Source organism: Neobacillus sp. K501, assembly GCF_053749995.1.
In genome coordinates this window covers 29841-52967 of the sequence record NZ_JBSLYA010000011.1, presented here as the reverse complement: position 1 = coordinate 52967, position 23127 = coordinate 29841, and the positions used below count along the sequence as shown (strand labels likewise).

The 23127-nt window shown below is 38.2% G+C and carries 21 protein-coding genes and 1 pseudogene; 4 read left to right on the top strand and 18 right to left on the bottom strand.

Annotated features, from left to right (window positions below; genetic code table 11):
* Positions 1 to 53 precede the first annotated feature (53 nt).
* The 4 genes and pseudogenes from ACWM35_RS20945 to ACWM35_RS20930 form a co-directional block, all read right to left on the bottom strand.
* On the bottom strand, positions 54 to 452 hold the full coding sequence (locus ACWM35_RS20945) for an amino acid ABC transporter permease (RefSeq protein WP_454820834.1): 399 nt from the start codon (positions 450 to 452) through the stop codon (positions 54 to 56).
* A 1-nt stretch (position 453) separates the two neighbouring features.
* Positions 454 to 807: pseudogene (locus ACWM35_RS20940) on the bottom strand (ABC transporter permease subunit); the annotation flags it as partial.
* Between the two features lie 92 nt (positions 808 to 899).
* On the bottom strand, positions 900 to 1706 hold the full coding sequence (locus ACWM35_RS20935) for a transporter substrate-binding domain-containing protein (protein ID WP_454820833.1): 807 nt from the start codon (positions 1704 to 1706) through the stop codon (positions 900 to 902).
* Between the two features lie 18 nt (positions 1707 to 1724).
* Positions 1725 to 2453, bottom strand: a complete 729-nt coding sequence (locus tag ACWM35_RS20930; protein WP_454820832.1) for an amino acid ABC transporter ATP-binding protein — start codon at positions 2451 to 2453, stop codon at positions 1725 to 1727.
* Positions 2454 to 2768: 315 nt separating this feature from the next.
* Between ACWM35_RS20930 and ACWM35_RS20925 the strand changes: the two genes are divergently transcribed.
* The gene (locus ACWM35_RS20925; RefSeq protein WP_454820831.1) at positions 2769 to 3122 is read left to right on the top strand and encodes a hypothetical protein; all 354 of its coding nucleotides are present in this window, start codon (positions 2769 to 2771) and stop codon (positions 3120 to 3122) included.
* A 41-nt stretch (positions 3123 to 3163) separates the two neighbouring features.
* On the opposite strand, the gene ACWM35_RS20920 is transcribed toward ACWM35_RS20925, so the two are convergent.
* From ACWM35_RS20920 to ACWM35_RS20890, 7 genes are all read right to left on the bottom strand, one after another.
* On the bottom strand, positions 3164 to 3988 hold the full coding sequence (locus tag ACWM35_RS20920; RefSeq protein ID WP_454820830.1) for a sugar nucleotide-binding protein: 825 nt from the start codon (positions 3986 to 3988) through the stop codon (positions 3164 to 3166).
* A 461-nt stretch (positions 3989 to 4449) separates the two neighbouring features.
* Positions 4450 to 4953 carry a hypothetical protein gene (locus ACWM35_RS20915; protein ID WP_454820829.1) on the bottom strand — a complete coding sequence of 168 codons (504 nt, stop codon included), beginning with the start codon at positions 4951 to 4953 and terminating at the stop codon, positions 4450 to 4452.
* Positions 4934 to 5422, bottom strand: a complete 489-nt coding sequence (locus tag ACWM35_RS20910; protein WP_454820828.1) for a hypothetical protein — start codon at positions 5420 to 5422, stop codon at positions 4934 to 4936. The genes ACWM35_RS20915 and ACWM35_RS20910 overlap by 20 nt, the downstream gene beginning before the upstream one ends.
* A 113-nt stretch (positions 5423 to 5535) precedes the next feature.
* Complete coding sequence (locus ACWM35_RS20905) at positions 5536 to 7206, bottom strand: glycoside hydrolase family 13 protein (RefSeq protein WP_454820827.1); 1671 nt, start codon at positions 7204 to 7206, stop codon at positions 5536 to 5538.
* A 112-nt stretch (positions 7207 to 7318) separates the two neighbouring features.
* On the bottom strand, positions 7319 to 8155 hold the full coding sequence (locus ACWM35_RS20900) for a carbohydrate ABC transporter permease (RefSeq protein WP_454820826.1): 837 nt from the start codon (positions 8153 to 8155) through the stop codon (positions 7319 to 7321).
* Positions 8155 to 9036 (bottom strand): carbohydrate ABC transporter permease, encoded by an 882-nt coding sequence (locus ACWM35_RS20895; protein ID WP_454820825.1) that lies wholly within the window; start codon positions 9034 to 9036, stop codon positions 8155 to 8157. Before ACWM35_RS20895 ends, ACWM35_RS20900 begins: the two co-directional genes overlap by 1 nt.
* Positions 9037 to 9128: 92 nt before the next feature.
* Positions 9129 to 10433, bottom strand: coding sequence for an ABC transporter substrate-binding protein (locus ACWM35_RS20890; RefSeq protein ID WP_454820824.1), 1305 nt, complete (start codon positions 10431 to 10433; stop codon positions 9129 to 9131).
* Between the two features lie 160 nt (positions 10434 to 10593).
* On the opposite strand from ACWM35_RS20890, the gene ACWM35_RS20885 reads away from it, so the two are divergent.
* Positions 10594 to 11607, top strand: a complete 1014-nt coding sequence (locus ACWM35_RS20885; RefSeq protein WP_454820823.1) for a LacI family DNA-binding transcriptional regulator — start codon at positions 10594 to 10596, stop codon at positions 11605 to 11607.
* Positions 11608 to 11676: 69 nt separating this feature from the next.
* Here the strand turns inward: ACWM35_RS20885 and gtfA are convergent, their stop codons facing one another.
* Together gtfA and ACWM35_RS20875 are read right to left on the bottom strand one after the other, a co-directional pair.
* Positions 11677 to 13146, bottom strand: coding sequence for a sucrose phosphorylase (gtfA, locus tag ACWM35_RS20880; protein WP_454820822.1), 1470 nt, complete (start codon positions 13144 to 13146; stop codon positions 11677 to 11679).
* An 11-nt stretch (positions 13147 to 13157) separates the two neighbouring features.
* Positions 13158 to 14111: a carbohydrate kinase family protein gene (locus ACWM35_RS20875; protein ID WP_454820821.1), complete on the bottom strand. Its 954-nt coding sequence runs from the start codon at positions 14109 to 14111 to the stop codon at positions 13158 to 13160.
* A gap of 367 nt (positions 14112 to 14478) precedes the next feature.
* Here ACWM35_RS20875 and ACWM35_RS20870 point away from each other — a divergent pair, with 367 nt between their 5' ends.
* Together ACWM35_RS20870 and ACWM35_RS20865 are read left to right on the top strand one after the other, a co-directional pair.
* The gene (locus ACWM35_RS20870; RefSeq protein WP_454820820.1) at positions 14479 to 15477 is read left to right on the top strand and encodes a LacI family DNA-binding transcriptional regulator; all 999 of its coding nucleotides are present in this window, start codon (positions 14479 to 14481) and stop codon (positions 15475 to 15477) included.
* A gap of 420 nt (positions 15478 to 15897) precedes the next feature.
* The gene (locus tag ACWM35_RS20865) at positions 15898 to 18273 is read left to right on the top strand and encodes a M14 family zinc carboxypeptidase (protein ID WP_454820819.1); all 2376 of its coding nucleotides are present in this window, start codon (positions 15898 to 15900) and stop codon (positions 18271 to 18273) included.
* A 99-nt stretch (positions 18274 to 18372) separates the two neighbouring features.
* Here the strand turns inward: ACWM35_RS20865 and ACWM35_RS20860 are convergent, their stop codons facing one another.
* From ACWM35_RS20860 to ACWM35_RS20840, 5 genes are all read right to left on the bottom strand, one after another.
* The gene (locus ACWM35_RS20860) at positions 18373 to 19023 is read right to left on the bottom strand and encodes a FusB/FusC family EF-G-binding protein (protein ID WP_454820818.1); all 651 of its coding nucleotides are present in this window, start codon (positions 19021 to 19023) and stop codon (positions 18373 to 18375) included.
* Between the two features lie 107 nt (positions 19024 to 19130).
* Entirely contained in the window at positions 19131 to 19409 is a 279-nt protein-coding gene (locus tag ACWM35_RS20855) for a CD3324 family protein (protein WP_454820817.1), read from the bottom strand.
* A 221-nt stretch (positions 19410 to 19630) separates the two neighbouring features.
* Complete coding sequence (locus tag ACWM35_RS20850; protein ID WP_454820816.1) at positions 19631 to 20389, bottom strand: class I SAM-dependent methyltransferase; 759 nt, start codon at positions 20387 to 20389, stop codon at positions 19631 to 19633.
* A gap of 123 nt (positions 20390 to 20512) precedes the next feature.
* Positions 20513 to 22378, bottom strand: a complete 1866-nt coding sequence (locus tag ACWM35_RS20845; RefSeq protein WP_454820815.1) for an FtsX-like permease family protein — start codon at positions 22376 to 22378, stop codon at positions 20513 to 20515.
* A complete protein-coding gene (locus ACWM35_RS20840; RefSeq protein WP_454820814.1) occupies positions 22353 to 23117 on the bottom strand; it encodes an ABC transporter ATP-binding protein in 765 nt (254 codons plus the stop codon). Before ACWM35_RS20840 ends, ACWM35_RS20845 begins: the two co-directional genes overlap by 26 nt.
* Positions 23118 to 23127 lie beyond the last annotated feature (10 nt).

The following is a 23127-nucleotide window of genomic DNA, read 5'->3' as shown; positions in this document are numbered from 1 at the left end:
TCCGGCTCAATGAATGGGCCGGATTTTTTTGTTAACAGGAGAATATATATCAATTATGCCTGTTTTAATTCTAACCTTCGTGCAACAAGTGATAACGCATAATTAACAATAAAGTACATCAACGCTACAATAACAAATACTGGTATTACATAAGATCCTTTTTGTGCGTAAATAATTTGTCCATTGTGCAATAAATCAGGAAGTGCGATTACAACAGCTAACGATGTATCTTTAAGCAATGAAATAAATTGACTGACGATTGGAGGAACCATTCTTCTCAGTGCCTGTGGTAAGATGATATAACGTAATGTCTGGATATAATTCAGGCCAGACGCTCGTCCTGCTTCAATTTGACCTTTTTCAATGGAATTTAAGCCGCTTCGGATTATTTCTGCAAGCATTGCTGATTCAAAAACCGTCAATGCTGCAATGGCTGCTGTCGTTATTTCCATTCGAGCGGGCAGCTTCCATTTGCCCTCTAGGTACAGAGAGAATTCCGGCCCTGATGGCTTCGGCAATAAAAGCCGCTGTATAGATGGTTAAGCCGATGGTACCTGCAAACATCCCGCCAAAGTTACCTGCCAAGTAAACAAAGAACACAATAACCAGCACAGGAATATTACGAATAAATTCAACATATGCCGTCCCTAACCAGTTAAGAGGTTTAAATGGGGCAATGCGCATGATCGCAAGGAGTGTCCCTAAAATAAAGCTGCAAAATAAAGCTATTAAACTAGCAATGATTGTTATCTTTAATCCTTCCAAAAATGAGTCCATATTCGTTGTTAGTATCGAGAAATCCAGCAAAATCTTCTCCTCCTAAATAATCAGGATGAGCAGTTCCGAAAATCTTGCATACGGATTACAACCCATCCTGATGAGAAACCTGATATTAAAAATTATTTTTTAATCCATTTATCCTTAATCTCATCGTATTTTCCTGAATCCTTTAGGCTTTTTAATGCTTTATTTAATTCATCTACAAGCTCTTGGTTGCCTTTTTTCACAGCGATTCCGTAAGGCTCTTCCGTGAAGGTTCCACCAACTAGTTCAAAGGAAGAATCTTCTTCTGCCATACCATAAAGGATAGAATCATCTGTAGTAAGGGCGTCACCCTTGCCAGCCTTTAAGGCTGTAAAGGCTTCTGCATAGTTTTCAAATTCAAGTACGGTTGTTTCTGGAGCTTTCTCACGAATATTGATCGAAGATGTGGAGCCCTTAACCGCAAGCACTGTAGTGCCTTTTGTCAGGTCATCAATGCTCTGGATTTTGCTGCCTTTTTTCACAAGCAAGGATTGCCCAGCATCAAAATATACATCGGTAAAATCTACTTCTTTTTTGCGTTCTTCCGTGATAGTCATGGTTGCGACAACCGCATCCACTTTACCATTGTTTAAGAGTCCTACTCTCGTTTTTGAAGTAACCTCTACGTACTCAGGCTTAACATCCTCACCAAACATTTCTTCTGCCAGCGCAGCGGAAAGATCGATATCAAATCCTTCCACTTCACCTGTTGATGGATTTTTTAATCCAAATAAACGAGTGTCATGTTTTACACCAAATACGATTTTTTTATCTTCCTTGATCTGGGCAAGTACATCTTTGCTGCTCTCATTAGAAGTCTTATCCCCGCCACACCCAGCAAGAATTAGGGCAGCCATGGCAGATACAATTGCCATTTTTGCGAAATTTTTAGTTTTGAACATTTCTTTTTTCCCCCTTGTTTAATGATTTAATATACGGCTGAGAAATAAACGAGCCCGTTCTTCACGCGGATTCTCATAAAATTCAGCCGGAACTGCTTCTTCTAAAATACGACCACCATCCATAAATACAATTCGGTCAGCAACCTCTCTGGCAAAGCCCATTTCATGGGTTACGACCACCATTGTCATGCCTTCCTTGGCGAGGGTCTTCATAACATCTAGGACCTCTCCGATCATTTCGGGATCAAGAGCTGAGGTTGGTTCATCAAAAAGCATGATCTCCGGTTTCATGGCAAGACCACGGGCGATCGCAACCCGCTGCTGCTGCCCCCCAGAAAGCTGGGAAGGATAGGAATCAGCCTTATCTAAAATCCCTACTTTTTCAAGATAGTGTCGGGCTGTATCCTTTGCTTCTTTTTCGGATTGGCCCAGTACTTTCATTGGTGCAAGTGTGATATTTTCAAGCACGGTTTTGTGAGGATATAAATAAAAATGCTGAAAAACCATCCCAATATTGCGTCTTAGCTTATTGATATCTGTTTTTTTATCCCCTACGGATGTACCACTTACAGTGAGAGTCCCGTCGGAGATGGTTTCTAGATGATTGATACAGCGCAGTAAGGTACTTTTTCCTGAACCTGATGGTCCTATTACCACAACTACTTCACCTTGATTGATTGTGAGATTAATATCTTTTAAAACTTGAAAATCCCCATAAAACTTATTTACATGATCAAATACAATCATTCTTGACCTCCTGATCTAAAACCTATAAATATGTAGATGTACTTTTAAAAATTTTCAGAATTAAGTAAATTATAGTCATATTTTGTCATAATAGTCAATTAGTGACAAAATACCCTCTTTCAATGTGGGTATTTTATCGTGATTTGTAGAATGGAGTAAGATTATTGGACTAGGGGGTTTATAAGTTGTCCTCACAGTTGGATATCCTGGTTCAGCATGAATCATACAGATAGAATAGATCGAAAGCTTGTAACGAAAACAAAATTTCCATCGACTAATTTAGTATGTGGAATAAATTAGGAGGTGGATTTCGTGTTGAAAATAAGGAAAGTTGCTTTAATGGTTGTTTGTAGCTTGTTCCTATCCATCTTAGCTGCGTGCGGGGGTACGAAGGAATTGAAAGTAGAAACAGAGGGAGGAGTATCGGATGGTGCAAGTGGAATTGTACTCGCGGGACAAAAAGCTCCTGAAATCGTTGGGATAATAGAGAATATTGAAGCAGACGAAGTTATGGTCACAGTGGACGGTCAAGATGTCCAATACCGTCTGTCTGATAAGGCGAAAGAGCAGTTGGATGCAAAAGAAGTGGAGATTGGAAGTACGGTCACTTTTACAACCTTTTCCATCGGAGATAATAAAGAAACAATTGATGAATTTGTCATTAATTAAATTTGTTCAGTAAGAAAAGCTGCCAATCGAGGCAGCTTTTCTTACGATTTCCCTAGCAAATAATCAATGATCTCTTGATTCGTCGTTTTGAGCGAGGCTGGAAGATCATCACGGGTTGAATCCAAAGTAAAGTAACATGTAGCAGGGTCATCTTCTAACAGTTGATATTTTAGCAGGTTATTGGTGCTGCCGAGTTGGGTCAAAATGATCTCATAAAATTCAGCTTGCGTCATATGGTCAACAGAGCCAAGGTGGAAGATGCCGGTTAACTTATTCTCAATGATGTGTCGCAACTGACGGGCTAGCTGAACATCTAATAGATGGTTACAAACTAAATTGCTGTAAACTTCGTTGACTTTATTCTCTCGAATACTTTCATTAACAGCGTTCCATCGTGGTGAATCCTTTCCCCATATCGCCGGGATTCGAATCATCATCGCTTGCTCGCCAAGAATTTCGGTTAGCATATGCTCACATTCAATTTTGAATTTCCCATAATCCGTTTCAGAAATTGGCAGATCGGATTCGATATGAGGCTTTGAGAAATCACCATCAAATACGTTCGTGGTTGAAAAATAGTACAAACGACCATTGGTATTACGTAATTCCAATGCCAATTCCCGATGAAATTGGAGCTGTTGTGGATAATCCCCTCGCAGGCAGGAAATCACAATATCCGGTTTAATTAGCTGCATTTTTTCCTTTAGTTTATCAATTTGACCAACAGCTAATGGAAACTGCTTATCATCAGGGAGTGTGGTTTTCCTCGAAAAATATGTTCCATAAACGTCAAAGTGATTTCTTAATTCCTCCACTAGAGGTTTGCCTACAAGACCGCTTGCGCCAAGTATAAGTACTTTTTCCATAAAAATTCCCCCAATCACTCATCTCTTTCTATAAACGAATGACCACTTCAAAAAGATACGGGTGAAAAAAATAAAGGCTCTTTTCTAAAAGAATGTTGTTTTCAATTATTTCTCGAGGATTCACCGGATAAATACAAAAAAGCACGTTCTTGTAGATTTTCCAGAGTGATTCCAGTGGAACTCAAAATTTCCTTTGATGGGCAACAGAGAAGACATCAGATTCCCGTTTTACAAGAAAAAGTACATGGGCGGGCAACAGAGAAGACGTCTGATTCCCGTTTTACAAGGAAAAGTATGTGAATGGGCATCAGTGGTCCCACATGATTCCCAATTAAACCTGATAAATCAGTTCTACTAAGTGCAGAAACGATAATGTAGATGGTAGATAGGAAAAACAACAAAATTTGTGAAGACAGCCAAAATAAATAAGTGCGATGCATCATGATCCCGCATCGCACTTATTAAAGTGTAGTTGTTCTTTTTTGAAATAAGGTTTGAAATATAACAAGTTGAATACTTTGAACAAATAAGTAGATGGGAATGGAGTAGAGCAGTCTATATCCATGTTTATAATGGAAGATGCCAGCCTCTTTTGATACCCATTCAATGCCAATACCAATAGCTGTCCATAAGATGATATAGAAGACAATCTTGAAGCCAGTAACATTTAGTTTTAAATAGAGAAAAATGAAAATGTATCCAAAAGGAGCATACATCAGGTAACTAAAGATGTCAAAGTATTGATAATCCGATAAATCACCAACATCATAATAATCAAAGGGGGGAACGGCAATCGTATGATCAAACATTAAACCGGTGGTAACACCAAACATAAGACAAAATAATGCTGCTGCTGACGAAAAGATTTTAGGAAGTAAGAGGACTACGGCAAATCCTACGACAATAAACCCAATTACTAACCATTCATTTAAATTAAAACCGGTATCATAGATAATGTTTTTCATTCTGCGTGTCCTTTTTCTTATAAATTTTTCGAAAAAGAGATCCTAAACCTAGAGTAATAAAAATCATCGCTAATAGTAGAAGGAGTTCGTTATAGGTGTTCCATTTTAAAAAGGTAATAACCTTAAAATTTCTTAACAATTGAATGGAAGTAAATATCATGATATAGGAAATAAGTAGTATTCCGAACTTCATGATTCGATTCTTTACATTAAAAAAAAGATTGACCATTATTAGAAGAATAAATGAAAAAACAATATCACGATGTAGAATATAAGAAAGGAATGCTGCTTTATTTGTACTTAGTTGAAAAAAGTGATATTTCGAATATAATAATGTCCATTTATTAATATCGATAATCGATAGTCCCATATAGGTTAGGAAATTTACGATTGGTGGCATTTTGTTTGGCAATAAATAAAATACCAATAATACCAGCCAGGATAGAATGGTGAAGATAACTAATACCATAGAAATCACCTATCACTTTTTTCATAGTATTTCGCTGGGTTTTGATGTTATACATATGTAAAAATAAAAAACATGAGCGACATAAATTGCGCTCATGCTTAATTTTTCTTAGGTTATCTGTACAGATATACTCTTGTTTCATAAGGTTTTAAGGTGAATTCTTTTCTTAATTTCTGATCCTCCACATCATAATTGCTAAGAACTAGGTTAGATGCTGTGTAGGATACACTGGATGGAACCTTAAAACGAGTTGGCTTCTGGCTAAAATTATTGATAACGATGGCTTTTTTACTGCCCATCTTTCGTGTGTAAACAAAGAGTTTGGGATGATTTGCCAATAACAATTCATAGGTACCATACACAAACAAAGGGTTTTCTTTTCGCAGGCGAATTAACTTTTTATAAAAAGATAAAATGGAATCAGAGTCGTTTAATTGCGCCTCGACGTTAATCTCCCGATAATTAGGGTTCACTCCCAGCCAAGTATGGTCGGCTGTTGTGAAACCTGCCATCTTACTGGCATCCCACTGCATTGGAGTACGAGAATTGTCGCGACCTGTTTCCCAAATCACTTTCATTACTTCTTCGTGAGGACGGCCTTTAGCAGTTTCGATGTTATAGTAATTAACCATACCGACATCATCGTAATCTTCAATGGAAGCGAACTGGACATTGGTCATTCCGATTTCTTGGCCCTGATAGATAAATGGCGTTCCTTTCATCAGGAAGTAAAGGGCACCAAGCATTTTGCCACTTTCTTTCCAGAACTCTTTATCATTTCCCCAACTAGAAACCCGGCGTGTCTGGTCATGGTTCTCAATAAATAGGGCATTCCAGCCTGAACCCTCTAAGGCAAGCTGCCACTTTGTTAAATTCTTTTTAAGTGCCGGTACATCCACTTTTTCTTCGGTATTTTTTTTCCAAAGGCCAAGGAACTCAAATTGGAAAATCATATTAAAATAGCCATTTTCTTCTCCAACCCATTTTTCGGCGCCATCAATTCCCACACCATTCGCTTCACCGACGGTCATCACATCATAATTTTTGATTGTTTTATTGGAGAGCTCCGTAAGGAATTCATCAATTCCATCAACATTCATCATGTAAGGATAGCAAGGAACATAATCTAGGCCTTCTGGGTTCGGCATATTTGGGAAACCTGGCTCTTTTTTAATATGAGAGATGGCGTCGACTCGGAAACCGTCGATCCCTTTATCCAGCCACCAATTGACCATTGTGTGTAAAGCATTTCTTACTTCTGGATTTTCCCAATTCAAATCGGGCTGGCGCTCAGAAAAAATATGCATGAAATATTGCTTGGTTTCTTCATCATATTTCCAAGCAGGTCCATTAAAAATGGATTCCCAGTTATTCGGTTCTTTCCCATCTTTGCCGTCCCGCCAAATATACCAGTCACGCATTGGATTGTCCTTTGAAGAACGCGACTCGATAAACCAGGGATGCTCATCACTGGTATGATTGATTACTAGATCGAGGATCAATTTCATCCCGCGTTGATGTACTTCTTGTAGGAGTTCATCGAAATCAGCCATTGTGCCGAACTCATCCATAATATCTTGATAATCTGAAATATCGTAACCATTATCATCATTAGGGGATTTATACATAGGAGACAACCAGATGACGTCAATTCCTAAGTCTTTTAAGTAATCTAATTTGCTGGTAACTCCTTTTAAATCTCCAATCCCATCGCCGTTACTATCCATAAAACTACGTGGATACACTTGATAGGCAACACTTTCTTTCCACCATTTTTTTGTCATAATGCACCTCTAAGTACTATATTCATTATCTCTACTCTATTAAAAAGCCGGAAATACATGTTCCTAGCTGAACTCCTGTATTTCCGGCTTTTCATTTCCTTTGTGATCTTAATTATTTGATTGATCCCTGCATAACACCTTTGATAATTTGTTTCTGACCAAGCATGTACATAATTAAGATTGGAATGACTGTAAGAAGAATCGCTGGAATAAGCAATTCCCAGTTGTTCATATATGTCCCGTTGAAAACTTTCATTTGCACAGGCATTGTATAGACATTTTCATTATTTAAGACTAGGGAAGGAAGGAGGTAATCATTCCAGATCCATAGTACATTTAAAATCGCAATGGTTACTGTAATAGGCTTAAGCATTGGTAAAACAATCAGGAAAAATGTTTGGAGTGTGTTACATCCATCAATTTTTGCTGCTTCCTCAATCTCAAGCGGAATAGATTTTATAAAGCCATGATACATAAAGATCGACAGTGCACTGCCGAAGCCAATATAAAAAGCAATTAACAACGGAATCGGGATCACATCAATGATTTGAAGCTTTGCCCCATAAATATGCATAAGCGGAATCATCAACGATTGAAACGGAATAACCATGGAAGCTACTATTATAGTAAAAAACAGTTTATTGAATTTCGATGGTTTTCTCACAAGATGATAGGCCGCCATTGCTGAAAAGAATACAATCAAAAGCGTACTAATGGTTGTAATCAGAAACGTATTTTTAAAGGTGACTAAAAAATTCATTTTCTCGATTACATCTGCAAACTGAGAAAAATCCCAGCTTGTTGGTAAGGAGAAAGGATTTACCAAGATTTCTCCATTATCTTTAAATGAATTGATAATGAGTAGATAGAATGGAAAGATAAAGCAAATTAATGCAATAATCGCTACAATATAAGTGAAGGTAGATGAGAGTATTTTTCGTTTAGCCATTATGCCTCAACCTCCATTTTCTTACTAGAAAAAACCTGAATACCTGTAACTACCGCAACAATCACGAAAAGAATAATCGCCTCTGCTTGTCCGGTTCCATAATTGGATTCAACAAAGGCTTTGTTTACCACGTGCATAGAGACCATCTTCGTGCTGTCGAACGGACCGCCTTTCGTGAGGGCAAAGTTCAAGTCATATACCATGAAGGCATTTTTTAGTGACAAGAATATGGTGATGACAAAAGATGGAACCATTAACGGCAGTGTCACATTACGCAGTCTTCTAAACGGACCAGCACCATCGATGGTTGCTGCTTCCATCAAATCCTTTGGAATACTAATTAACCCAGCAATAAAAATAATCATCATATAACCGGATGTTTGCCAAATGGTTACAATGACAAGCGACCAAAATGCTAGGTCTGGATCGCCAAGCCAGCCAAGTTCTAACCAGCTAATTCCTAACTTTTCACCAATTGCAGGTAAAGTTTGGACAAATACAAACTGCCAAATATATCCTAGTAATAATCCACCAATTAGATTAGGAGTGAAATAGGCGGTTCTCAAGGAGTTTTGAATTTTCATTCCGGAGGTAACCAGATAAGCCAATCCAAAACCAACAATATTTACAAGTAAGACAGTCGCTAAAACAAATTTAAGTGTTAGCCAGAGTGACACCCAAAAATCAGTATCCTGCATCGCACTTACATAATTCTCCAGACCAGAAAATACCATCGGGTCAATTGGGCTATCCATTTTGAAGAATGTCAGGTAAATTCCATACAGGAATGGAATGATCACGGTAATCGCAAAAAACAATGTTGTTGGTCCCAAGAATAACAGCGAATTGCCCCAGTTAGCAAATTTGCTTCCACGCTTCATTTCTTTCACATCCTAAATTTAAATTAATAAGTGGGCGAGATATCACTACTCGCCCACTTTAGTGGTTTACTAATGTAACATCAGATCAAAAATTATTTTTGGTTTTTGAAGTTCTCTTCAAGGTATTTTGCCAAATCTGCTCTTGTTGTTTCCTTTGCAATATACTTTTGAACTTCAGGTCCCACTGTTGTAGACCACTCGGAAGCATTAATATAGTTGGTGCTAAATGGTACTGTCTTACCTTGTTCAATAGCGTTACCAATTGCAATACCAAGTGGGTTGGTTACTTTATTTGAATTGTTCTTGAATGCAGAAATAATTTGCGCTTCATTTACGACAAAATCTTGACCAGCTTCATCATATACAAGCCATTCAAGGAATTTCTTTGCTGCATCTTGCTGTTCTTTTGAAGCCTTTTTGTTAATAACAAATACTTGTGTAGGACCAGCAGCGATCTTATTGTTTAATTCATTGTCAGGATTGTTGTCGACTGGTACCGGCATAAATCCGAAATTAGAACCTTCAAGCGCCTTTAAAGAATCAAATGCCCAGTTTCCGTTGAAAAGAATAGCCGATTCACCGTTACCTACAGCAACGTGTGCTGCATCATAGTATTGTCCAACTGGACGGTCACCGTACTTGTTATAATCTTTTGAGGCTAATAGATCCATAGTATCATAGTAGCCATTCCAAACATCATTCTTAGCAAGGTCCTCTTTGCCAGCTTTTAATTCATCTACATAACTATTAAGATTTTCAGCCTGGTTTAAGAATAATGAGCTGTAGTGGTTACCGACAGACCATGCTTCTGACTGATAAGCTACTGGAAACTTAACACCAGATTCTTTAATTTTATCTAAAAGGTCTTTAAATTTATCTCTTGTATTAATGGAGAACGGGTCAAATTCTCCACCAACTGCTTTTTCTACTACTTTCTCGTTATAAACTAATCCCATACCTTCAACGGCAAATGGGAAGCCTACAACTTTACCATCAGCATCTTTGAGTGCAACATCTGTATCTGCATTCCATTTCTCGTCTGAAAGGTCAATGCCAACATCTTTGTATTTATTTTGAGCAGCATATGGCTCAAACATTGCTAATGTAACTGTTTTACCAGAAGATGTTAGTTTATCAAATACATTTAATGTATCCCCAACAGCAGTTGAATTTACTTGAAGATTAATTTCTGGATTCGCTTTCATAAAATCCTTTGCTGCTTGTTTGAACTGGGCGTCAATTTCACCTTTAGCATTTGTTACGATAATATTAACCTTGCCATCTTTGGAACCATTTGCTTCGTCAGTTGATTTTCCGCTGCAAGCTGCTAATGATAGTGTTAAGGCAGCAGCAGCTCCAATAACTGCAGACTTTTTCATAAGACCTTTGATATTCATTAAATCATCTCCTTTTTTAAGAAAAAAGTTTCCTGTTCAGGAAAATTTCTTGCCTATATTCAGATTATATGAAAAAATATTTCCTAGGTCAATAGTAATATTTTTTATTTAGAAATATAATAAGTTTAGTGATATCTTTAGATTAACAGGATGTGATCATATGAAAGTAACACTCAAAGAAATTGCCGCTATGGCAGGTGTTTCAACTTCAACTGTCTCGAGGGTCATAAACAATAGTAAGCATGTAAATGAGGACCTTCGCAAACGCGTTTTGAATGTGTTAAAGGAAACAAATTATCTTCCTTATGTTGCACAAAACATTCCAGTACAGCAAAACCTTCAATTAATAGGAGTTATATGCCCGCAGTACAGCAATACGGTTCTGGACGACCTAATGGTGGGCATTAATAAAGTCTGTAAATTGTATGGATATGATACGGTAATTGGTTTATCAGATGATACAGTCGAGAATGAACTGCATTATCTGAATTTATTTAGTAATTTGTCTGTCCAAGGGATCATCTTTATGGGAAATAAGTGGAATGAACAACACTTAGAAATCACCAGGAAAAATTTTATCCCGGTTGTCCTGGTTGGGCAAGTCTCGTTCTCTCCATCCACCCCATCTGTACATGTTGATAATATTACTGCCTCTTATGAAGCAGTCACTTATCTCATTCAAAATGGTCACCGGAAAATAGCGATGATTCGTGGAGATACAGGTGAAACCATAAAGGAAGATCGCTATAGAGGGTACCAAAACGCTCTTACCGATGCTGGTATCTCAATGGACGAAAGTTTAGTTGTAGAAAGCGATTTATCCATTGAAGGTGGAAGAAGCGCAATGGCGGCCATCCTTGAAGGAGGTACCCTTCCAACGGCTGTTTTTTGCTTCACGGATGCAATGGCCATTGGTGCTATCAATTATCTCACCGAACAAGGTTATCAAGTTCCAGATGATATATCCGTTTTTGGTTTTGATGGTATAGAGTTATCAAAACTTATACGACCAAGGTTATCTACAATCGAATACTCCGCGGTGGAAATTGGGATGACTGCTACACGAAATTTGATAAAACTTAGCAAAGGTGAACAGGATCAAATTGCGAACCATACCAATGTGCTACATCATCTGGTTACACGCGAAAGCACCCGGGCTATCAAACCTAATTAGATTGAATGGCAGTGTTGGCCGTTTTTCATTCAGGACCTAATCCGTTGTAAGATTAGGTCTTTTATATGGTTAAATAATATATTGAACTGTTTCCCCAACTTCATTGATATAGCTTATAACTGACTTGTATGTATTTAAGTCAATAAATAATGTACAGTTGCTATTCTCTTTTTGCCATGAAAGTTGAATTCTATCCTCAGCAGAATCCAGAACGCTAAACTCCCCATTAAAAGCATCATATTCATTTCTAAATCTAATCAGAGTTAATAAGCGCTGTACGACTTCTTTCTTTAGCGATTGTTCAATTTCTTCCATATCATAATTGTGACGGTTGAGTTCACGCCCATCTCCCGTTACTTCAGCCCGATCGTAGTCATTTTCTCCTGCGAGCAGACCTACATAGTAGACTTGCGGTATTCCTGGTGCAAAAAATTGAATAGCCCTAGCAGCTAGATAGGCATCATCATCATGATTAAGGATGGAATAGAAAGTCCCTCTAATTTGGTGAACATCAAAACCATCATCTGCCTTGTGCTCCTCAGATAGAATCAAACTAAGGTTTGATCCTCTTTCTAGGCAGGTATCGACTATTTTTCTTGCTTCCTTCTCGTCAATCAAGTCATCGAGATCAGGTTTTACTGGAATACCATCATGACAATCCAACATCGTAAATTGCTTGTGTGGGCGATTCTTTAAATAAGAAACTAGATGCCTACTATTCTTGTTAAATAAGGTTTCAAGAACACGATAGGGAAGAATAAAGTCATAAATCCAGCAACCATAATCAGCTAACTTATATTGAAGGGTGTAATGGCTATGGACTTCAGGGAGTAATTCGATATCTACTGATTTGGCTAGCTTTATGATCCAATCTAGAAACTGATAAATTTCAGGCTCGACAAAGAAGCAGCTCGTCCCCAGTTTCTTGATCACATACCCGACCGCATCTAGTCTTACGATTTTTACATTTTGCTTTTTAAAATTGATAAAGAAATCCGTGAGCAGCTGTTTTACCCTTTCTGAATGAATATCCAAATCAATTTGTTCAGAAGGGTCGGTTTTACCAAAGGTAGTCCAAACTTTTTCTGTTTCTCCTGTTTCCTCAATAGTAAAGGTAGAATATGGCACAGCTCTTCGTAGAAACATTTTATCAATATCGTTTTGAAGAGGTTTCCCATCCTCCCAAAGCTTATCTAAGGTGATAAAAAGATCAGCATATTCGGATGTTCTGCCTTTTTTAAGAAAGTCCTGAAAATATACAGACTGCTGGGAAATATGATTGACCATTAAGTCTACTAGAACATCGAAGTTGGCACCAATGTTTCGAATATCATCCCAAGTACCAAAGGTGGGCTCAATATCTAAGTAAGTCTTTGGTGCAAAACCCCGATCCCCAGAGGAAGGGAAGGGAGGTAATATATGAACTCCGCCTTTAAAGATATCAGAAAAATATTGTAATAGAATTTGATTGAGTGCCTTTAAATCCCCACCTAGAGAGTCTGGATAGGTAATTAACTGAACTTGATTCTTCACTGCCATTTTATTGCCTCCTACAGTCCATACAAGTCTTTAATTGTTTCAAGCTTTGGAAGATCGACAACTGCACCAAAAAATTTTAATTTATAGGCACTGACTGCCATTCCTAAGTTTAAGGCATCTTTAATGGTATAGCCTTTTATGACGGCTGTATAAAAGCCGGACCAAAATGCATCTCCTGCACCTGTCGTATCCACTACTTCTGTTGCTAATGAGTCAAATCTGAGTGTTTCGGCACCATTGGAAACGATAGAGCCATCTTTACCAACTGTCATGATCACAAGCTTTGCTCCAAGCTGTAGGAACTTTTGAATTTGCTTTTCATGCGTATCTTTTCCAAATAATCTCTCAGCATCATCTTCAGAGGGCTTAACAATATCCACTTTTCGTATGATGGATTTCACATATTCAACACCATCTTCGCCTTTTTTCCAAATCATAGGGTGATAATTTGGGTCGAAACAAATCAAGGAATGACTTTTTCTTGCCTCTACCAAGAGTCTTTCAATCGTATGACGAATCGGCAGCCTTGAAATCGGCCAGCAGGAAAGATGTAGAATTTTGGAATGATGTATAGCTTCTTCAAGCTTAGGTGTATAGGATAAATGATAATCTGCCCCACGATAAAAAATAGGGACCGGGGTTGCTTTGCTTTTTGATACGACTACCATACTTGTTGGTTCATCTACTCGCTGGACTAATTTTGTATCAATGCCTTCATTTTGTAATTGGTTGAGTAAAAAAGTTCCGAAACCATCATTCCCCACAGCCGAGGCAACAAGAGGTTTGATTCCCAATTTTTTAACGTTCATCGCAATATTGGAGGGTGATCCCCCGAAAAATCGATGAAACGTATTACATTGGATGTGATCATCATAATCAGCTGAAATCATGTCAATAAGAATTTCCCCAACTGTTAAGATGTCGTAATTTTTTATCGGAATATCTAGCTGCTGATTAAACTTCAACTTCTTTTTCCTCCACAGTCTATGTTTCTACTAATTCACAGTTGTTTTGATGCGTTGTTAATTACATGGATATTAGAAAGTATTTACAATCAGATTTTACTCCTTACCTGAATGATATGTCAAACGTTTTCATATTGAAAAATTCAAATTTTTTGTTACATTTAGTTATCAAATCCTAATTTTTTCATGTTTTAACTCCTCTATTTGGTAAAGAGTAGAGAGTATACATTCGTTTTTTTATAAAATGCACTAATTTTTGTGTTAACGTTTTCCTATATGAGTGGAGAAATAATAATAAATCACTTTCTTCTTAAAGCGATTTGCAATAAACTTATATTGACATTTGTAGTTCAGAAGGAGTAAAACAATGGCAAATATTAAGGATGTTGCAAAAAAAGCAGGTGTTTCAGTAACAACTGTTTCACGAGTTTTTAATGATAGAGGTTATATAAGCAAAGAAACTCGCGATAAGGTCCTTAAGGCAATGGCTGAAATCGATTACCAGCCCAATCAGCTTGCCCGAGCACTACAAAAAAATCAGTCCTATCTTCTTGGGGTTATCGTACCGGATTCTAATCATCCTTTTTTTTCTGACTTAATTAAATATATTGAGACGTATGCAAATGAACTTGATTATAAAATCCTGCTATGCAACTCTTTAGGAGATGCAGAAAAAGAGGAGAAATACTTGAATATGCTTAGGCAAAACAGAGTAGATGGGATTATCATGGGCAGTCATACTCTGGATGTTGAGGTTTATAAAAATATTTCCTTACCCATTGTTTCATTTGATCGAGTCATTTCTAATGATCATCCATATGTGGGGTCGGACAATTTTCGCGGTGGTGAAATAGCTGCTAAGCATTTAATTGAGCGGGGATGTAAGAGATTACTTCATATATCCGGTCCATTGGAGCTTGATGTTCTGTCAAATAGACGCGCGGATGGTTTCAGGCATACTTGTATGAAATATGACGTCCCTTACCAAATGATAGAGGGAGCCCTGAATGGTTTAACGTTCGATTATTATTGGGATTTTATTAATAAAGATGTCAAAAGATATTTAAACGATTTTGACGGAGTATTTTGTAGTAATGATATTGTAGCCTATGCTCTTTATATTTACGCAACTCAGAATGGAATGAAAGTACCCGATCAATTGCAAATCGTAGGTTATGACAATCATACTTTTACGAAAATGTTACAAATTCCTCGATTAACAACCGTTGCGCAACCTATTCAAAGAATGGCGAAAGTCCTAATGAACACATTATTGGGCTTGATTGAAAAAAAGGATAAAGAGGAAATCAATAACACTATCGTGGATGTGGAGTTAATCCAGGGTGACACCACCAAAAGAATATAAGGAATGTTAAAATGGTAAAAACATGAGCGAAATCGTTGGCTCATGTTTTATTTTTCTTTCAATGTTAATCGATCGTCCCATATAGGATAGGATAGGGTTTTTGCAATTTTTGGTATTAGTTCGGAATGGTGATTTCAAATACAACATGATGAAGTTCACATATGCCATATATTATTCTTTCTTATACGACATTGTTTTCGTTTATTTTAATTAGTTTCTTAAACCTTTTGGGCTTTAGGGGATGTTAAAGGAAGATTAATTGAAATTTGCGTCGAAATATATCTTGAATAGTCGGAATTTTGTGTTTTATCGATTTGTAATAGTTTGCTAAAATGAAGGCTGGAATGACCATACATAGAAATGAAAAGATAGTCTCGCAAAAGTTAGTAATTTTATATCTATGAAAAGGTGGGGGAAAAGATGAAAAAGAATAAGGTTGCTGGTCTTTTGGTATTTGGATTATTAACCTCTGTTCCTTTGACTGCTGGTTTTGCTGAGTCGCCAAAGTGGACAAACGTCAATGTCTACGAGGAACAGGACGGAAGCTTGTTTAATAGTGAAAACTATGACTTTGTCAAATTCTCGCAAATCAATGCAAAATTGAAAGAGATAGAGAAACAATCTAACCGTGTGAAAGTGGAAGTGCGAGGCACGTCCGCCGATGGTCATCCGCTGTATGTTGTTACGATTGCGGATCCAACCACACAAGGGAAATTTGGAAAAATCCAGTCTTTAAGAAAACAAATGTTTAAAAATCCGGGCAAAGCCCAGGATTGGATTGCCAGCAATTCGGACTTTAAAGTACCAATCATGATCAATGGTTCGATTCATGGAACGGAGTTCGTAGGAAGCGATGCCATTCTTCAACTGATTGAACGTTTTGCGACCCAAAATGATGAAGTAACAAAAAACATTTTAGCCAATAACATTTTAATTTTTAACGTCGTGCAAAATCCTGACGGGCGTGTTGATGCAACCCGTTTTAATGGTGAGGGAATCGACTTGAATCGTGATTTTATCACGCAGTCACAGCCGGAAACGAAAGAAACCGTTGAATTGATTAAAGAATGGAACCCGATGGTGTTTCTTGATACACACGGATATGTTAAAAATTATGCACCGAATATGCAGGGATTGATTGAGCCATGTACTCCGCCGCATAATCCAAATTATGAGTACGATCTTTACAATAAGTGGGCTTATGGCCAAGCTGAAGCGATGGAAGCAGAAATCATGGGAGATAAGGCAAGCTATACAGGCAGCCTCTATAAAGATATGGTCGGTGCCTATGTTCCACAGCGCGATGATGCTGAAGGCTGGGACGATTATCCGCCAATTTTCACCCCAATGTATGCGATGTATCATGGTGCCTACGGTCATACACTTGAAGCACCAACCAATGATTGGGATGGAGTTCGCTGGCAGTATAATGCCATAATGGGTGCATTGAAGTTTGCCACAGAAAACAAGCAGGAAATGATTGCCGACCAAATTGAAATGTTTAAACGCGGAATCAACTTTGATCATCCATACCATGAAGAGGGCTTCTTCCCGAATGCCTATATCCTGCCAGTAGATGAGAAAGACCCAACTGTTACACACAAGGCAGTTAATCATTTACTAAACAATGATATTGAAGTCGTTCAGGCTGCAAAAGCTTTTGAAGCCGAAGGGAAAACCTATCCGAAAGGTACTTATCTTGTAAAAATGGACCAAGCAAAGGCAGGGTTAGCCAATACGATGCTATGGGATGGAGAAGACATCTCGAACGACACAACTTCAATGTACGATATTTCCGCATGGAGCCTGCCAGAGCTTTGGGGCTTTGAGGCGGTAGCTGTAGAAAGTTCGGTTAAAGTTACAGCGACAAAGGTAAACCAAATTAGCGAGCAGGGATCGATTTCTGGAAAGGGTCCATTCTTGATCCAAAACAGTTCTGTTAAAGCAGTCAACCTAGTCAATACTTTGCTTAAGCAAGGAGTAACTGTCAAGAGGGACACGAATGGCGATTTCTTAGTTGAAGCTGCAGCCAACAACATTTCAGCGGCAGTGAAAGCATCTGGCTTGAAGGTCGAGTCCGTAGCGAATGCAGCTTCAGATGCGGTAGAACTTACTACATTAAAGGTAGCCATTTTGAAGGATGGAGGCATGGGGAAAGTCCAATCTCACAGCGGCACAAAGCTTGCACTAAAAAGACTTGGTTATGACGTGACAGAGCTGACACCGGTTGAAGTTGCTCAAAACGGTCTTGCTGGTTTTGATGTGTTTGTCTATAGTGGAACCGAAAGTCTTATTTCCACAAATTTACCTGCAGCCAATAAAGAATTTGGTTTCCAAAATGCCGCTCAACTCAATGATTTCAAAGCCAATGTTACCAGCTTTGTGAGCAGTGGCGGTAAATATATTGCAGTTGGTGCTGGAGCATCCAGAGCCACGAAAACACTTGGGCTGACGGATGACATCATTAATACTGGCGGCTCTAACAGTAACGGCATTGTTAAGGTCAACTATCAGGAATCTGGCTTAACAGCTGGTTATCATCAGAATGACCTAGGTTTTGTCTACCGCCCAGTCTGGTATACAGGTACAAGTAATGATGAAGTAGTCGCCAATATCGCAAACGCAGATGATTTCTTTGTTGCCGGTCATTGGAGAAATAACAGTAATGCCAAGGGCCAGGCTGTCATCGTGAAAGAAAAGGATAAAGACGTTACCTTGATTGGACTAGAAGCAGGCTTCCGTGATCATACGGATTATCTATTCCGCCTCCTATCCAATGCGATTTTTGAAAAATAAATAGGAAGAATAATAGCCTGGTTCCGCGATGGAATCAGGCTTTTTATCTTCATATCGAAAAGAGTTCATAATAGGACAATTTAACCTAACGTGCTTTTGCTATTCCTGAAGAGAGGTTTCTAAAAATGTAGTCAAATTGGATACGTCTGTTATCCGTTTATTGCATTCCTCGCTGTCGAAGCAAATGTAATTTCCAATTGCCTTATAGTAATCGGGATTTTTCTTCTTTTTGGCTTTCGTAACTGTTGAAATAAAAGCTACCTTTCCGAAACGATTGCAAAACGAACAGATATTGTCTTTGTTTAACAACGAGTATTTGCACTCAATACCCACCATTTTTTCATGGAGTTCATATACGATAAACTTCTTATTCGTACTTATATCGGTCCAACTCAAGTAGGTGGACGGTATATCCTGAAATGAGGATAAATCTGGCACCTTCAATTTCTTTACCTTTGGAAAAAGCTTTTTCACTTGCTGTTCTGTGATTTTACCGAATGGTATCAGAAGATGAGAAAGTTGTTGAAGGTATTGATCGAGCTCACCATCCGTTTTCGATTTAGAAAGGTCGAGCAGCTCGGTTTGTTCCGCGGTTAAAGTGGGAAAAAGTTCATAGATCTTGGCAATCGCTAATTCTCTTACTGCCTTAATCACCGTGGGGTCGGAATTTTTCTTTTGGCTATCCTTGATTAAAGCGACTTGGTTTTTTATAAAATTATATTGATCATTTTTAATGAATTTTTCAGTCATTAGAAATTCCTCCTTACACAACAATATTTTATCGAAATATCTTAGCATTTTATAGGTAGAGAATAGGTGAGAAACAATTTCTACATAAAAAGCACGGATGATTTAACTCATCCGTGCTTCTGCTTATTCGAATAGACAATTTTCTTAATCGTTTCGATGGAGAGGAAATGTTCATCCGCTAATTCTGATATCCTTTTGCCCGTTTTAAAAGCACGTCGAATCGAGGCGTTACGCTCGTCAATGAATTTCCTGCCTCCAGAACAGCTTCCCCATTTGCGATAGGTAGTCTCAGGCTTGGGGATATAGATGGTCTCTCCTTGAATATATTTTTGAATTTCTTCAATTAGTTTCTCAGGTAGAATGTTATTTGCATTTACATATTTCATGCTTGCCAGCTCCTTATTTTTAAAATAGAGAAAATAAGGTGCAAAGCCGCATATTAGAAATGTATGAAAAACTTACCTGGGCGATTGATTAATAAAAAGTTCGCCCCATGCAAAGTATCGCCTTTCCAATACTTGGCTTTGCATGAGTGGCTGAAGTATCCAGAAATCTAGACTGATTTCTCAATTTGCAGCACCTCCTTAAAAGGCTGTTTCTATTTTAATTATAAGGCTTTGATGCCAATTACGCGAATTCGCTTATAATCCGCCAGCCAAGTTCCATTTTTATATAAAAGAGGCTTTAAGTTGTTTACGACTGTTGTGAGGACAAATTCCTTCTTGGCCTCTGACACGCTTTCAAAGAACCCACTGGCAAACATCTCAATCCAATTTCGCAGCCCGCGATCTCCTTCTAATGGTGTTGGCCGATCAAAGTGGTGGGCAAAGGTAACATGAAAACCAGCCTGCTCCATCAAAGAGGTATATTCACCGATGCTCGGATAATACCATGGAAACGGTGGTGTATGACCATGATTTTTCAATTGCAGAATAAGCTCATCCGTGATGTTTTGGACATTGCCCTTCCCGCCGAATTCCGCCACAAATCTTCCGCCAGGCTTTAAACTACGATAAATTCCCGCTAAAGCTTGGCTTGGAGGCTTCACCCAATGTAGAGTAGCATTAGAAAAAACAGCATCAAATTCTTCGTTGAAATTTAGTTCCAGTGCATTAGCAACGCGAAAGTTCACGCTAGGGTATTTCTGCTGTGCTTGGTGAACCATATTTGCGGAGTTATCGACCCCAAGGACGTTTACTCCGAGTGCCGCCAGTTTATTGGCAAGGTCTCCTGTACCGCAGCCAAGGTCAAGGATGTGCTCACCATTCTGAGGAGATAGTAACTCTACTAAATCGTTCCCAAACTTTGAAACAAATGAATGCTTCAAATCATATAAACCTGGATTCCATTGGTCTGGTGTGTTCATCACTTAACCCCTCCTTTATATTGTGTTTGATTTTACCCTTTTTTTCCATTTTTTGAAAGTGGAAAATGAAAGACAGTATAAAAAAAAGGCCAGATCTGTCTGGCCCTTTCGTTCTTAGTATTCTTAAATCGACGCTCTAATCTGCTTCGTATAGAAAAAGCGTACAATAAAGAAGTAAACAATCTGGATGGCTAAGAAAACACTTAGAACCATAACGGATTCTTTAAATAGGTTGAAATAGAACAGGTTAGACAGCGCAGTTAGGGCTACAGCTCCATGAATGAGAGCAACGAGTATTGGTGCGAAAAACAGAATCATGGTTTGTCTGTTTAATACTTTTTTCAGCTCCTTATTGGTAAGCCCCATTTTGGCTATCGACTTGAATTTTTGTTTATCCTCATCCAAGTCCATGTAAAGTCGGAAGTATAGGAAGCTGCCAGCAGATACAAAAAAGACAATCCCGATAAATAATCCAACAAATAAAATAGGGCCATAGACTTTCATAATTTCATATATTTCATAGTCTACTGAGGTAATTTCATATCTAGGTAATTTCTTATATAACTTTTCAGAGGCAGACATTAACCTTTCTTTTCCATCAATTATATCCCAAGCATAATAGCTTTGTTGATCCTCTGGTTCAGGAAGCTTTTTAAAGTCTTCATCGGACACAATAAAATACGAACTTGATGCTGGTAAGGCTTTTGAATGAATGACTTCTTTTGGTTTTAATGGTGAACCTGAAGTAAGTGGAATCGTTTCATTCAGTAAGTCCTTTTGCTGCCCGAAGTTAGTCCCTTCGAATTCCACTACCATTGCTTGCCCAGCTTTTAAATCAATGGGATCTTCGCCAATGAGTGCGGCAAAGCGATTAAAATCGGTTTGATTACTAATAAGAATGGTGTCCCCGCCAAATTTATAGTAGCGGAGCACAGTATGCTCTGAAGCCGTTTCAATCTTTTCTTCTTTTAATGTCTGATTGATAAACGCAACATTCTGTTTTTCATTTTCTATTTCATAGGTTTTATAGGAAAGTGCAGTAGCATTCACATTTTTTATGCCTGAAGTCAGGACGGTTTGAAATCCGAATAAGGAACCAATCGCACAAAAGGCGACAGTGGAAACCATCGCGACCATGAAAAAAGTCCGCGCATTATCCTTCATCCGAAAGGCTAAATCAGAAAACAGCAGCATATTGGTTTTAAACCAAAAAACACTTTCGTTCTTCTTTAACCTTCTAATAATAAACACGCTTAATTGCGTAAATAACAGGTAGGTTCCGATACAAACAACGATGATCACTGGTACCATTGCCACTACAACCAATGTTCCTTTGACGAGAAAGGATACGGTATATCCCCCTGCTAATAAGAGGACGGCTGCTACGGTTAGGAAAAGATTTGCTTTTGGCTCACCCTTAGACATTTTATTCCCTTTAATTAATTCAATCAGCTTTTTACTACGCAAGATATACGTAACGAATAAGGAAATAAAGAAAAATAAGATAATAAAGGAAACAAAGGTGATCAGGATGGCTTTCATTGGAAAATAAAATGGAAGCGCACTTTCTATAATCAATACAGTCTCAGCTAATAGTAAGATTGCCTTTGCAAACACAACTCCGAGGAGAATTCCTCCTAATGTGGCGAAAAAACCAATGAACATATTTTCTAAAAACACCATTAACCTGATTTGTTTCATTGACATTCCTTGCATCATTAATAAGCCAAATTCTTTTTTTCGAGATTGTAAAAATGAACTCATCGAATATAGGACAAAGAAGAACGAAAATACATAAATGATTCCCGCTGCCGCATTCATTCCTTTCGTTACACTTAAGTTCATACCTTCACCACTTAGAACCGGATGATGGGCAAAAATAGAAAAAGTAAAAAAGACCATGACTGTAAATAAACTGCTAAGAAAGTAAGCGGCATATAATCGTTTATTACGGATGACGTTATTAAACGCGAACTGTCGAAAGGTCACGTGCATCGCCTCCCAGTAATGAAAGTGTATCAATGATCCTTTGGAAAAAGGCTTGGCGATTATCACCAAGGTGAATCTCGGAATAGAACTTTCCATCACGAATAAAGATCACACGATTACAATAGCTCGCAGCTTGGGCATCATGGGTGACGAGCATCATCGTTGCCTTCTCATTTTTATTGATGGATTCAAGCATTTCCATTACATCTTTGGAGGATTTGGAATCAAGATTTCCTGTTGGTTCATCCGCTAATAATAGCTTAGGTGTATGGATCATCGCCCTTGCCACAGCAGCTCTTTGCGCTTGACCACCCGATATTTCGTATATCCGTTTTTTTAGGATTCCTGTTATCCCTAATTTTTCAGCTATTGCATACGCTTTTTCCTTCATTTCTCTTACTTTTTTCCCGTCTAATGTTAATGGCAAGACAATATTTTCTTCCACTGTTAAGGTATGAAGTAAATTGAAGTCCTGAAAGACAAAACCTAATTCGCGTCGTCGAAATTTTGCCAATTCCTCTTTTTTTAATGTATGTGGATTGCTGCCGTTGATCAGGATTTCTCCTGTGGTCGGTTCATCAATGGTTGCAATCATATTCAGCAACGTGGTTTTCCCGCTTCCCGATGGGCCCATGATTCCAACAAATTCACCGGCTTCAATCGTTAAATCTATGTCCGTTAACGCCCGGTAGGCGATCTTTCCTTCATAAATCTTACTTACTTGTTTCACTGTTAGCATTACAAGTACT

Coding starts and splice junctions, on each gene's coding strand:
- ACWM35_RS20945 (WP_454820834.1), bottom strand. CDS start 452: ATGGAAATAACGACAGCAGCCATTGCAGCATTGACGGTTTTTGAATCA.
- ACWM35_RS20935 (WP_454820833.1), bottom strand. CDS start 1,706: ATGTTCAAAACTAAAAATTTCGCAAAAATGGCAATTGTATCTGCCATG.
- ACWM35_RS20930 (WP_454820832.1), bottom strand. CDS start 2,453: ATGATTGTATTTGATCATGTAAATAAGTTTTATGGGGATTTTCAAGTT.
- ACWM35_RS20920 (WP_454820830.1), bottom strand. CDS start 3,988: ATGGAAAAAGTACTTATACTTGGCGCAAGCGGTCTTGTAGGCAAACCT.
- ACWM35_RS20915 (WP_454820829.1), bottom strand. CDS start 4,953: ATGAAAAACATTATCTATGATACCGGTTTTAATTTAAATGAATGGTTA.
- ACWM35_RS20910 (WP_454820828.1), bottom strand. CDS start 5,422: ATGGTATTAGTTATCTTCACCATTCTATCCTGGCTGGTATTATTGGTA.
- ACWM35_RS20905 (WP_454820827.1), bottom strand. CDS start 7,206: ATGACAAAAAAATGGTGGAAAGAAAGTGTTGCCTATCAAGTGTATCCA.
- ACWM35_RS20900 (WP_454820826.1), bottom strand. CDS start 8,155: ATGGCTAAACGAAAAATACTCTCATCTACCTTCACTTATATTGTAGCG.
- ACWM35_RS20895 (WP_454820825.1), bottom strand. CDS start 9,036: ATGAAGCGTGGAAGCAAATTTGCTAACTGGGGCAATTCGCTGTTATTC.
- ACWM35_RS20890 (WP_454820824.1), bottom strand. CDS start 10,433: ATGAATATCAAAGGTCTTATGAAAAAGTCTGCAGTTATTGGAGCTGCT.
- ACWM35_RS20885 (WP_454820823.1), top strand. CDS start 10,594: ATGAAAGTAACACTCAAAGAAATTGCCGCTATGGCAGGTGTTTCAACT.
- gtfA (WP_454820822.1), bottom strand. CDS start 13,146: ATGGCAGTGAAGAATCAAGTTCAGTTAATTACCTATCCAGACTCTCTA.
- ACWM35_RS20870 (WP_454820820.1), top strand. CDS start 14,479: ATGGCAAATATTAAGGATGTTGCAAAAAAAGCAGGTGTTTCAGTAACA.
- ACWM35_RS20865 (WP_454820819.1), top strand. CDS start 15,898: ATGAAAAAGAATAAGGTTGCTGGTCTTTTGGTATTTGGATTATTAACC.
- ACWM35_RS20860 (WP_454820818.1), bottom strand. CDS start 19,023: ATGACTGAAAAATTCATTAAAAATGATCAATATAATTTTATAAAAAAC.
- ACWM35_RS20855 (WP_454820817.1), bottom strand. CDS start 19,409: ATGAAATATGTAAATGCAAATAACATTCTACCTGAGAAACTAATTGAA.
- ACWM35_RS20850 (WP_454820816.1), bottom strand. CDS start 20,389: ATGAACACACCAGACCAATGGAATCCAGGTTTATATGATTTGAAGCAT.
- ACWM35_RS20840 (WP_454820814.1), bottom strand. CDS start 23,117: ATGCTAACAGTGAAACAAGTAAGTAAGATTTATGAAGGAAAGATCGCC.